Here is a 10,528-nt window from a genome sequence, read left to right on the forward strand (position 1 = left end):
ATTTTTTTCCGGTTTCGAGAGAAGAGAAGAGGAGTTGGAGTGCATGTTTAAGAAAGCCTTTCAGGTGCTTCAGCAGGTTGGAAGGGCGTTAATGACACCGGTGGCTGTTTTGCCGGCCGCGGGTCTTCTCCTTCGTTTTGGCGATAAGGACCTGCTTAATATGCCGGTTGTTAAACAGGCCGGCGGGATCATTTTCAATAACCTGCCGCTTATTTTTGCCGTTGGTGTAGCGATCGGTTTTGCCGGAGGTGACGGGGTAGCGGCTCTTGCTGCGGTTATTGGCTATCTCGTGCTGACGGAAACACTGGATAATATGGCGGCTATGCTGCATTTAAGGCCCCCTTTCGCCGGAGCGGAGCATATCATTAACATGGGCGTGTTCGGCGGGATTATTATCGGACTTGTCGCTGCGCTGCTTTACAGAAGGTACCATGATATCAAGCTGCACCCGGTACTTGGTTTTTTTGCCGGCAAACGTTTTGTGCCGATTATAACCGCACTGACCGCCCTTATTCTGGGCGTCGTGTTTGCCTTCATATGGCCGCCGATACAGGTGGGAATCGATGTAGCCAGCAACTGGGTAATGAGATCGTCGGCAGGGCCGTTCTTTTTCGGCTTTATCCAGCGGCTTCTTATTCCATTCGGCCTTCATCATATTTTCCAGACACCGTTTTATTTTACGATGGGTTCCTATGTTGATCCGTCGACAGGAAAGGTTGTTACCGGGGATATGGCGCGCTTTTTTGCCGGGGATCCTACGGCGGGCCGATTTATGGCAGGGTTGTTCCCTTATATGATATTTGGCCTTCCGGCAGCCGCTCTTGCGATGATTCATGAGGCACGCCCGGAACGAAGAAAGGCGGTATCCGGCATTTTAATTTCTGCAGCGCTTACTTCGATGCTGACAGGAATTACGGAACCGGTTGAATTTTCCTTTCTTTTCGTTGCACCTGTGCTGTTCTTTATCCATGCGTTTCTGGCGGGGGTATCTTTTACCGTGCTGGATCTATTGGGCGTCCGGCATGGCTATACGTTTTCAGGGGGTGGAATTGACTACGTTTTAAATTACGGCCTTTCTACAAGAGGGTGGATGATTATCCCTGTGGGGCTTGTTCTGGCGGTCATTTATTATAGTATGTTCCGTTTTGCGATTCGTAAATGGAATTTAGCAACACCGGGACGGGAAACAGATGAAGAGTTACAAGAAGTAAGGGGTCCGGCGGAAACAGGAGGAAGTCTTGCTTCTGGCGTCCTGTCGGCTCTTGGCGGGAAGGAAAACCTGACAGCGCTTGATGCCTGCATTACACGGCTGCGTGTTTCTGTAGCCGATCCTTCTAAAGTGGACAAAGGGGAATTAAAGCGGCTCGGGGCGACCGGTGTCCTGGAAATGGGCAATAATCTTCAAGCGATTTATGGAACCCAGTCAGACACATTGAAAGAGCAGATTAAGGCGATTATAAATGGCGCAAGTGTGGAAAATATACCTGTTAAGCCAGAAACCGTGACAACGGATGTTCCCCGGAAAGAGGGTGGGATAGAATATATCGTAGCTCCGATGACAGGTGATGTTGTCGACATTGCCGAAGTTCCGGATCAGGTATTTGCGGGCAAAATGATGGGGGACGGTTTTGCTATTCAGCCTGCCGAGGGAAAAGTATATTCCCCGGTAAAAGGGAAAGTCATGACGGCCTTCCCAACAGGACATGCTGTGGGGCTTGTATCTGATACAGGGCTTGAGATTTTAATCCACGTCGGCATTGATACGGTTAAGCTTAACGGGGAAGGATTTAAACTGCTCGTAAAAGAAGGAGACAATGTAGAGGTGGGAGCGCCCCTTCTCGAAGCGGATTTGTCTTACATTAAGGAACATGCTCCTTCTTATATTACCCCGGTTGTATTTACAAATCTGAGAGAAAACCAGACATTGAAAGTAACGAGCAAACAGGCGGAGGCAACCCGGACAGAAATAGCGGTTATAGAAACTAAAGACATGGCGTAGGAGGAATTTAAGATGGAAAAAGTATTGACAGTGAAAAATCCGACAGGCCTGCATGCAAGGCCGGCTACGAATCTCGTTCAGACTGCCAGTTCATTCCCGTGTGAAATCATGCTGATAAAGGGGGACAAGAAAATAAACGCAAAGAGCATTATGGGCGTAATGTCGCTCGGAATCAAGCAGGGAGAGCAAATTACCCTTGTAGCAGAAGGGGAGAGGGAGGAAGAAGCGCTTGATGCCGTCGGGAAAATAATTGAATCCGTATTCGAGTAAAGAAGGGGAAGAAGCATACAGAAAAAGGAGGGGTACGCACATGCACTGGAAAGGAATTGCCGCAGCCTCCGGATATGCGATCGGTCCTGCCTTCCTGCTAAAGGAAATGGATGTCAGCATTGAGAGGCGGACCGTCCCGGCAGATCAAATTGATGGTGAAATCAGCCGATTTGAACAAAATGTGGTTCAGGCTGTGAAAGAACTTGAGGAGATAAAGGAACAAACCCGGCAAAAGCTTGGCAGTGAAGAAGCTGAAATCTTCTCCGCCCACATCCTCGTCCTGCAGGACCCTGAATTTATCGGGGCCGTCAAAGAAAAACTGAAGGCCGACTCGATTAATGCGGAGGCCGCACTGCAGGACATAACAGAAAATTTTGTTGCCATGTTTGAAAACATGGACAATGAGTACATGCGCGAACGGGCAGCGGACATTCGGGATGTAAGCGGCAGGGTTCTCAAGCATCTGGCGGGAGTGGAACAGCAAACGATTGCTGATTCTGATCAGCCTGTTGTTTTGTTTGCTCATGATTTAACGCCATCGGACACCGCGCAGCTTGACCGGGAAAGAGTAGCCGGTTTTGTAACAAGCATTGGCGGCAGAACCTCTCATTCGGCCATTATGGCCCGCTCCATGGGGATTCCGGCCGTGGTTGGGCTTAAAGATGTTATCGATGCTGTTCAACCGGGTGATTATGTGATTGTGGATGGCGATGAAGGTGATGTATATGTTAATCCTGACACGGCTACGATTGAACAGTACAGAGCAAAGCAGGAAAAGTACAAGGCAAGAGTCGCGCAGTGGGAGAAGATAAAGGACGAGCCTTCCATCACACAGGATGGGTACCGCGTTGAACTTGTGGCGAATATCGGGAATCCGCACGATGCAATCGGAGCGAGAAAAAATGGGGCGGAAGGCATTGGACTTTATCGTACCGAGTTTCTCTATATGGGGAAAACTGATTTTCCGTCAGAACAAGAACAGTTTGAAGCTTACAAGGCGGTTGCGGAAACGTTCGCAAAACAAAGCCCAATCATAATACGTTCGCTCGACATCGGGGGAGATAAGGAGCTGCCGTACCTTAACTTACAGCGGGAAATGAACCCTTTTCTCGGTTATCGCGCAATACGGCTATGTTTACATGAGCCGGAGCTGTTTAAAACACAGCTGCGAGCCATTTTGCGTGCGAGCGCCCATGGAAATATAAAACTTATGTACCCGATGATTGCTTCCATCCAGGAACTTCGGCAGGCCAACAAACTACTCGATGAAGTAAAAGAAGAACTGGATGCAAAAAGCATTCCTTACAATAAGGAAATGGAAGTCGGAATTATGATCGAAGTTCCGGCCGCGGCCATGGTTGCTGATCAGCTTGTGAAAGAAGTCGATTTTTTCAGCATCGGGACAAACGATCTCGTTCAGTACACCATGGCGGCGGATCGGATGAACGAGAAGGTCTCTTATTTATCTCAGCCGTTTAATCCTGCTGTGCTCCGGCTTATTGATAAAGTCATTACAGCGGCGCGTGAGAGCGGCAAATGGACGGGAATGTGCGGAGAGATGGCCGGCAACCTGACGGCGATTCCTATCCTTCTGGGCTTAGGCCTGAGTGAGTTTAGCATGAGTGCGGCTTCCATCCTGCCTGCCCGGGCGCTCCTGCAGAAACTGCGATATGAAGATACGAAAAAACTGGCCGCAAGCGTCCTCCAGATGGAAACTGAGGAGGAAATTAAGGAGTATGTAAGGCGGGAAGTTCCAGCCATACAAGAGATTAGAGGGTAAAAAAAGAGGGAGCCGCCTTTAGAGCAGCTCCCTCTTTTTTTATTCATTATCTTCAGCTTTCTTGAGCTTAACGTTCGTCTCTTTGTCTGCGGCTATTTCCGCGTGTTCGGGTGTTTCCTGTATCGGATCCTCCACCATACCGTCTTCCCGCAGTTCTTCATTCGATTGCAAATACTTTACTTCAATGCCCAGCTGCTTGGCCGCTTCGTAATCAGGAACCGCCGTGTTTTTTTGAACCGTATTTTCGCTTTTGTCTGAATTGTGGTTTCGATTGTCGTTGTTGTTATTCATAGTCCATCAGACCTCCTGGTTTTTCATGCTTATGTTTATATAAAGTAAATTACCCGCCCATGGGAAGGGTAAAACTAACTAAAATAAAAATGTTGCAATAAATTAAAGATAAATATGTCTAATTTGTGAACGTTCCCCTCTAAACCTATTCATTTACCATTTTGTCCGGTAAAATATTACGTTGTTGGCTAAGCTTAACAATCAGGGTAGCAGGTAGATGTCAGTCAGGTGTTGCTTGTCTAAAAAAAAAAGAGTTACTGGCCGAATTCGCGTTTTTGCGAAACGGGGGATGATTTTATTCTGGGGTGTATCCGCATTTGTGGAGAGAGACCTTATCCTCTCAACCCGTCAACTAACCTCGTAGGCATGAAGGGAGTACAACTAGAAATGAAGAACAAGAAGATGTTAGCGATGTTGTTAACAGGGAGTATGATGTTGTCCGGAGCGATAGCTGGTGGTGCACAGAAGGTAGAAGCTGCTCCGAGCGCCGGCTTTGTGAGTTATGCAAAAAGTTTAATGGGCATTCCTTACCGGTGGGGTGGCACAACGACCAAAGGGTTTGATTGCTCTGGCTTTATTCGTTATCTGTACGCGAAAGAAAAGGTTTCCTTGCCTCGTACCGCGTACGCGATGTATAAAACCGGAGCGTCGGTTTCGCGTTCAGGGCTTCGTACTGGCGATCTGGTGTTTTTCAAAACATCGCGCAGCGCTCCTGTAACCCATGCGGGTGTGTATATCGGTGGCGGGAAGTTTATTCATTCCTCCAGCAGCCGTGGTGTATCCATCAGCAGTGTGAATGACAGGTATTATTGGGGAAGCCGCTATGTGGGTGCGAAAAGGATAAAATAATCCCTTTCTACATATACCTCCGCAGCCTTTGTATCAAACAGGGAAATGTAAATGGAATAGAGAAAAACGCCTGCTTATGCCTACGTGCATATCGGGCGTTTTTTATTTCCCGCTGTTTATGCGTATAATAAAAGAATGACAATTTTTTGCGGAGAAGGCGAGGGGAAACAGATGTCATCTCGTTTTTTATGGCGGCTCTTTGGATTTTTTGCGCTGGCCTCTACATTTTTTTCTTTTTTATAGGATTTTTTATGGGAACCCGCGATATTCTTTATCCTTCACAGAAGCAATGGGAGGTACACAAAGAGGTTCCGCAGCAAGGCCTCGGCGGCAAGAATAAACTGCAAATCGTCGCTCTTGGAGATTCGCTGACCCGGGGAACCGGCGACGAGTCGGGCCTTGGGTATGTGGGAAATATGCAGGCAGGGCTAGCTGAAAAAAACAAGCGCCAGGTATTCGTGCTAAATCACGGGGTTATCGGATACAAAACAGCGAACCTGCTCGCTGATTTGCAAAGTAAAGAGGACATTCGGCGTTCGATTCGCCAGGCTGATATCGTTACGCTCTCCATAGGAGGAAATGATTTATTTAATGTAGGGGCGGAAGATGTACGGCCTGATGTTATTAGAAAACGCATCCCTGAGGCGGCTTCCCATTATGAAAAAATCATACGTATTTTAAAGCAGCTTAACCCAAACGCTCCATTATTGTATGTAGGGTTGTACAATGCTTTTGCAGACCTGCCAAACGGCACCGAAAGTTCCGTTGTTGTGAGAGAGTGGAACGGCAGAGTGGCCGAAATCCTGAGTTTACATCCGAAAGGGGTTTTTATACCGACGGATGACTTATTTCATCTTGGGCTGGCAAAATATTTGTCGAGCGATCATTTCCATCCCAATCAGGCTGGGTACAAACGGATAGGGCAGCGAATGGCAGGAGTGTTAGAGTAGGAGGAATGAGACCTTGGATAAAGATGTAATATTGGAAGTCAAAGAGGTAGAGAAAGCGATACGCCGGAACAAAATTATCAAAGGCATCTCCTTTTCTGTTTATCCTGGTGAGGTGTTTGGGTTTCTCGGACCGAACGGATCCGGCAAGACGACAACCATCCGAATGCTGGTCGGGTTAATTAAGCCGACTGCCGGAACGATAAAAGTGTGCGGTTATGACATCCAAAGATTCCATAGTGAGGCGCTAGAAAAAGTCGGTTCCATTGTAGAAAACCCTGAACTGTATACGTATTTAACCGGCATGGAAAACCTTGGACACTTTGCCCGGATGATCCCTGGGGTTACCAGGCAAAGGATTGATGAGGTTATTGAATTGGTCGGTCTGACAGACAGAATAAATGATACCGTCAAAGACTATTCCCTGGGTATGCGGCAAAGGCTGGGAATTGCCCAGGCATTGTTAGGGAATCCCCGCCTCCTCATTCTTGATGAGCCGACCAACGGCCTGGACCCGCAGGGGATTAAAGAATTGCGGGCATTCATACGGCAATTGGCCGATCAGGGGATGAGCGTTTTTATTTCCAGCCATTTGCTGAGTGAGATTCAGCTCATGTGTGACAGGGTTGCCATCATTAACAAAGGGGAAATTATGCGTGTTGGGAAGGTTGATGAACTTCTTTATCAATCTCATAGAAGAATGATCTGGTACGCCGAGCCCCTTGAACAAGTAAAAGAAGTACTCGCTGGCTGCCATGGAGTTACTATCGTTGACGATCCTACGGTGGAGGATGCGGTTGCTACAAAAATGGAGGCGGATTTAATTCCGGGAATTGCGGCCGAATTGGTTAATCGCGGATTCAGGCTCTATGGGGTTGAGTGGAAGAAACCGAATCTGGAAGATTTGTTCCTTCATATGACGGAAGGTGAAAGCAATGGGTAGACTTTATTTACTTGTAATGAACGAGTGTATTAAAATTTTAAGGAAAAAGCGCCTTCTTGTGGTCATCCTGATTCTTGTGGTGCTTGTCCCCATATTCACATATGCGCAGTACCGTGCTACGCTAAGCAATCAGCAGCAACTGGGAACATCGGATTGGCGGATCGCCGTAAGACAGCAAATCAATGATACAACGAACCGGCTTAGCAGTACGAGGATCCCTGAAGAGTGGAAGGTAGCCATGCGCATCCGGGTTCAGCAGCTGCAGTATTATCTGAACCATGATATCGATCCAACTTCACCGAATGGTGTAACATTTACAAGGGACTTCATGGCGAACGCGGTTTCTTTATTCATCCCGCTCCTCATTGTTGTCATTGCATCCGATCTTGTATCCGGTGAGCATACCAGCGGCACAATCAAGGTTCTGCTGACCAGGCCGGTAAAACGCTGGAAGATTATAACGAGTAAGTTAATGGCACTTATTCTGTTTGTATCCGCTGTTGTTATTTTAACGGGGGCAATTGCTTATCTTATATCCGGGCTTGTTTTCGGGTATGGGGGATGGACCTATCCCGTTCTCACGGGTTTTAAGCTTAGAGGATCCGAAGTGATAACCAAATACGTCCACGTGATTCCTCAATGGCTGTATCTTATTATGGAATATGGTCTGGCCTGGTATTCCTGCTTCTGTGTTGCCTGCATTTCACTCATGGTTTCCGTACTGGTCCGCAGCACGGCTGCCGGGATGGGAGCAATGGTTTCGGCGCTTATTGCCGGCACCATTCTAATGAATATGGCATCGACATGGCAATCCGCAAAGTATTTCTTTATGATTAATTTGCAGCTTACGGATTACCTCGCAGGAGTACTCCCGCCCATCCCGGGCATGACCCTTTCTTTTTCCGTTATCACCCTTGGCGTTTGGAGCGCGGCCTCGCTGGTTGTTGCCTATACTGTATTCATTCGGCGCGATGTATTAAGTTAAACGACCGGGGCAGGGGAGGGGTTAAAGCGATGTGTTTTGGGCATACTATAAAAAGTACCGGAACGATTCAGTTCCGGTACGGCTCGATTGTTTCTTTATGATTTTTTCACCGGCGGTGCCGGAGTTGGAAGAGGGGCAAAAGCGTACCCTTTTTTCTTAAGCAGGTTAATAATCTGAGGCAATAACTGAACGGTTTGCTCCTTTTCATGGAGCAGAATAATCGATCCTGGCTTTACTTCGGTTTCAATGTTTTTTAGCACGAGTCCAGGATTGTGAGGGTATTTCCAATCCAGGCTATCTACATTCCAGTACGCAAGGATTTGGTTTGTTTCCTTGGAAGCAGCGAGCGTATTAGCATCAACCGCTCCGTAAGGCGGACGGAAATAATAGATAGGTGCCCCAATTTTCTGTGAAGTATACCGGGTTGAATCCTGAATCATTTTGACTTGCACCTGCTTCGGCTTTTGGCGAAGTTTCTCATGGTACATCGTATGGGTCCCTATCACATGGCCGCTGCTCAGCATTTGCTTAGCGATTGGGATGTCCTTGTCTTTTAGATTTTTTCCAATCCAGAAGAAAGCGCCTTGTATTTGGTTTTTGTTAAGTATATCGACCATTTGCTGGGTATATTTGCCCGGGCCATCGTCAAATGTTAAGTATACTGTTTTTTGCACCAATGGAATTTTAGAAATCATTTTCCCTGCTGGGAGGATTGTAGCATGATCAGCTGGTGAAGCCGGGTTTTGTAACGGATTGTCCACCCCTGCCGGTGATTTTCCTTCTTCCTTAATTGCAGATGGATTTTCTGGTTTTTCCTTTTCAGGTAAGCTTTTTTTCTCCAGATCCGACGAGGTAGCTTCTTTGTTTGAAACCGGAGATACTAAAGAAGCAGCTGAATGCACCGGGGAACTATGTGTAAGTAATAAATTTGCCTGTATAATAACCCCCAGACACAATAGTGCCAGCCAAATTCTGTTTCTCCGTTTTCTATGCTGCTCAAACTCCAAGATGATTCCCTTCTTTCTACATCATTACAATAATTCATAATTCTAAATGACATTCTACTACGATCGACGACAAAATGGTGTAAAAAGTTACATAAAACTCAATAAAATTTTTTCTCTATAATGTTCTGCATTACTTTTCCCATTCTTGATAAACAGATATAATGATATAAACTCTCTTTTTATTATCGCTTTGCAGTAAAATTGAGAGAGGATAAATTATTTTACAGGAGGCCTGTTGACTATGATGTCTTATGATGAATATATGAAGTCCGTTATTCAGCCGATGCGCACAGAACTTACTTCGAATGGTTTTGATGAGCTTCTAACTCCAGAAGAAGTGGAAGAGAAGTTAGAAAATCTCAAAGGAACAGCCCTTGTTGTTGTAAACTCCGTATGCGGTTGTGCTGCTGGGCTTGCACGCCCGGCTGTAGCCCACTCTCTTCGGAACGGGAAAAAGCCGGAACACCTGTATACGGTTTTTGCTGGTCAGGAAAAGGAAGCAACAGCAAAAGCGAGAGAATACTTTACAGGATATGCACCTTCTTCTCCTTCCTTCGCTCTTATGAAAGATGGAAAGCTCGTGTACATGATTGAGCGCCATCAAATTGAAAATCGTTCGGCTGAAGCAATTTCAGCTGATTTGACTGCAGCATACGATAAGTATTGCGACTAATCGATTGTCTGATGGACCTGCCTTTTCGATGATTTCATTGGAGAGGCGGGTCTGTTTTAATTATGTGTGAAAAACACACGTTCAGGAATGAAAAACCAGTTGCAAATCGAAGATAACCATGATAAGATATTTCTTGTCGCCGAAATCGACGGCAAGTAAACAACAACATTAAAAAATGGACAGGTGTCCGAGTTTGGCCGAAGGAGCACGATTGGAAATCGTGTAGGCGGGGTAACTCGTCTCGTGGGTTCGAATCCCACTCTGTCCGCCATGTTTTGGAGAGTTACCCAAGTGGCTATAAGGGGCTCCCCTGCTAAGGGAGTAGACGGGTTAAACCGTGCGAGGGTTCGAATCCCTCACTCTCCGCCATAAACATATGGCGGTGTAGCTCAGCTGGCTAGAGCGTACGGTTCATACCCGTAAGGTCGGGGGTTCGATCCCCTCCGCCGCTACCATATTTTTACCCCGGTAACAGCTGTGCAAAGCGCAGACTTGTTTTGTTTCTGTTCCGGGATATAACAAATATTTTCTTTGCCGGTGTAGCTCAATTGGTAGAGCACCTGAATCGTAATCAGGGGGTTGAGGGTTCAAGTCCTTTCGCCGGCACCATTTGCGGTTTTTAACAATTGGATGCTAACGGGAAGTGGCTCAGCTTGGTAGAGCACCTGGTTTGGGACCAGGGGGTCGCAGGTTCAAATCCTGTCTTCCCGACCATCATTTCATTAAGCGGGTGCACTAAAGCACTACAATCGAAAACGAGCGCAGAAGCCGATTCGACGCTGTG

At 46.9% G+C, this 10,528-nt stretch carries 10 protein-coding genes, 5 tRNA genes and 1 riboswitch; of the genes, 13 read left to right on the plus strand and 2 right to left on the minus strand.

The genetic code is table 11. The features are described 5' to 3' along the window. The first annotated feature begins 43 nt into the window (after positions 1-43). Genes ptsG through ptsP form a run of 3 tightly spaced genes read left to right on the plus strand, consistent with a single transcriptional unit; the run spans position 44 to position 4,049 of the window. The gene (gene ptsG / locus MBEAL2_RS24900; protein ID WP_047154932.1) at positions 44-1,999 is read left to right on the plus strand and encodes a glucose-specific PTS transporter subunit IIBC; all 1,956 of its coding nucleotides are present in this window, start codon (positions 44-46) and stop codon (positions 1,997-1,999) included. Between the two features lie 12 nt (positions 2,000-2,011). After that, on the plus strand, positions 2,012-2,269 hold the full coding sequence (locus tag MBEAL2_RS24905) for an HPr family phosphocarrier protein (RefSeq protein WP_047154933.1): 258 nt from the start codon (positions 2,012-2,014) through the stop codon (positions 2,267-2,269). A 40-nt stretch (positions 2,270-2,309) separates the two neighbouring features. After that, complete coding sequence (ptsP, locus tag MBEAL2_RS24910) at positions 2,310-4,049, plus strand: phosphoenolpyruvate--protein phosphotransferase (protein WP_047154934.1); 1,740 nt, start codon at positions 2,310-2,312, stop codon at positions 4,047-4,049. A gap of 39 nt (positions 4,050-4,088) precedes the next feature. Here ptsP and MBEAL2_RS24915 read toward each other — a convergent pair whose 3' ends face one another. Beyond that, positions 4,089-4,340, minus strand: coding sequence for a hypothetical protein (locus MBEAL2_RS24915; RefSeq protein ID WP_047154935.1), 252 nt, complete (start codon positions 4,338-4,340; stop codon positions 4,089-4,091). A gap of 249 nt (positions 4,341-4,589) precedes the next feature. Continuing rightward, positions 4,590-4,721: riboswitch (cyclic di-AMP (ydaO/yuaA leader) on the plus strand. A gap of 6 nt (positions 4,722-4,727) precedes the next feature. On the opposite strand from MBEAL2_RS24915, the gene MBEAL2_RS24920 reads away from it, so the two are divergent. The 4 genes from MBEAL2_RS24920 (at position 4,728) to MBEAL2_RS24935 (ending at position 8,064) form a co-directional block, all read left to right on the plus strand. Beyond that, the gene (locus tag MBEAL2_RS24920) at positions 4,728-5,189 is read left to right on the plus strand and encodes a C40 family peptidase (protein WP_047154936.1); all 462 of its coding nucleotides are present in this window, start codon (positions 4,728-4,730) and stop codon (positions 5,187-5,189) included. Between the two features lie 251 nt (positions 5,190-5,440). Further along, positions 5,441-6,139, plus strand: coding sequence for a GDSL-type esterase/lipase family protein (locus tag MBEAL2_RS24925; RefSeq protein ID WP_161798291.1), 699 nt, complete (start codon positions 5,441-5,443; stop codon positions 6,137-6,139). A gap of 13 nt (positions 6,140-6,152) precedes the next feature. Further along, complete coding sequence (locus tag MBEAL2_RS24930; protein WP_047154937.1) at positions 6,153-7,079, plus strand: ABC transporter ATP-binding protein; 927 nt, start codon at positions 6,153-6,155, stop codon at positions 7,077-7,079. Continuing rightward, complete coding sequence (locus MBEAL2_RS24935; protein ID WP_047154938.1) at positions 7,072-8,064, plus strand: ABC transporter permease; 993 nt, start codon at positions 7,072-7,074, stop codon at positions 8,062-8,064. Before MBEAL2_RS24930 ends, MBEAL2_RS24935 begins: the two co-directional genes overlap by 8 nt. Before the next feature lie 95 nt (positions 8,065-8,159). Here MBEAL2_RS24935 and MBEAL2_RS24940 read toward each other — a convergent pair whose 3' ends face one another. Then, positions 8,160-9,071 carry a polysaccharide deacetylase family protein gene (locus tag MBEAL2_RS24940; RefSeq protein WP_052947997.1) on the minus strand — a complete coding sequence of 304 codons (912 nt, stop codon included), beginning with the start codon at positions 9,069-9,071 and terminating at the stop codon, positions 8,160-8,162. A 241-nt stretch (positions 9,072-9,312) separates the two neighbouring features. Here MBEAL2_RS24940 and MBEAL2_RS24945 point away from each other — a divergent pair, with 241 nt between their 5' ends. From MBEAL2_RS24945 to MBEAL2_RS24970, 6 genes are all read left to right on the plus strand, one after another. Then, positions 9,313-9,744 carry a BrxA/BrxB family bacilliredoxin gene (locus tag MBEAL2_RS24945; protein WP_047154939.1) on the plus strand — a complete coding sequence of 144 codons (432 nt, stop codon included), beginning with the start codon at positions 9,313-9,315 and terminating at the stop codon, positions 9,742-9,744. Positions 9,745-9,921: 177 nt separating this feature from the next. Further along, positions 9,922-10,015, plus strand: a tRNA-Ser gene (locus tag MBEAL2_RS24950). Positions 10,016-10,021: 6 nt separating this feature from the next. Next, positions 10,022-10,113 (plus strand) — tRNA-Ser (locus tag MBEAL2_RS24955). A 9-nt stretch (positions 10,114-10,122) separates the two neighbouring features. Next, positions 10,123-10,199 (plus strand) — tRNA-Met (locus MBEAL2_RS24960). A gap of 78 nt (positions 10,200-10,277) precedes the next feature. Then, positions 10,278-10,353: transfer RNA gene (locus MBEAL2_RS24965), tRNA-Thr, on the plus strand. Between the two features lie 28 nt (positions 10,354-10,381). Next, positions 10,382-10,458 (plus strand) — tRNA-Pro (locus tag MBEAL2_RS24970). Positions 10,459-10,528: the final 70 nt, after the last annotated feature.

This window comes from Aneurinibacillus tyrosinisolvens, assembly GCF_001015055.1.
Classification (GTDB): Bacteria; Bacillota; Bacilli; order Aneurinibacillales; family Aneurinibacillaceae; genus Aneurinibacillus_A; species Aneurinibacillus_A tyrosinisolvens.

Coding starts and splice junctions, on each gene's coding strand:
- ptsG (WP_047154932.1), top strand. CDS start 44: ATGTTTAAGAAAGCCTTTCAGGTGCTTCAGCAGGTTGGAAGGGCGTTA.
- MBEAL2_RS24915 (WP_047154935.1), bottom strand. CDS start 4,340: ATGAATAACAACAACGACAATCGAAACCACAATTCAGACAAAAGCGAA.
- MBEAL2_RS24945 (WP_047154939.1), top strand. CDS start 9,313: ATGATGTCTTATGATGAATATATGAAGTCCGTTATTCAGCCGATGCGC.
- MBEAL2_RS24935 (WP_047154938.1), top strand. CDS start 7,072: ATGGGTAGACTTTATTTACTTGTAATGAACGAGTGTATTAAAATTTTA.
- MBEAL2_RS24925 (WP_161798291.1), top strand. CDS start 5,441: ATGGGAACCCGCGATATTCTTTATCCTTCACAGAAGCAATGGGAGGTA.
- MBEAL2_RS24920 (WP_047154936.1), top strand. CDS start 4,728: ATGAAGAACAAGAAGATGTTAGCGATGTTGTTAACAGGGAGTATGATG.
- MBEAL2_RS24905 (WP_047154933.1), top strand. CDS start 2,012: ATGGAAAAAGTATTGACAGTGAAAAATCCGACAGGCCTGCATGCAAGG.
- ptsP (WP_047154934.1), top strand. CDS start 2,310: ATGCACTGGAAAGGAATTGCCGCAGCCTCCGGATATGCGATCGGTCCT.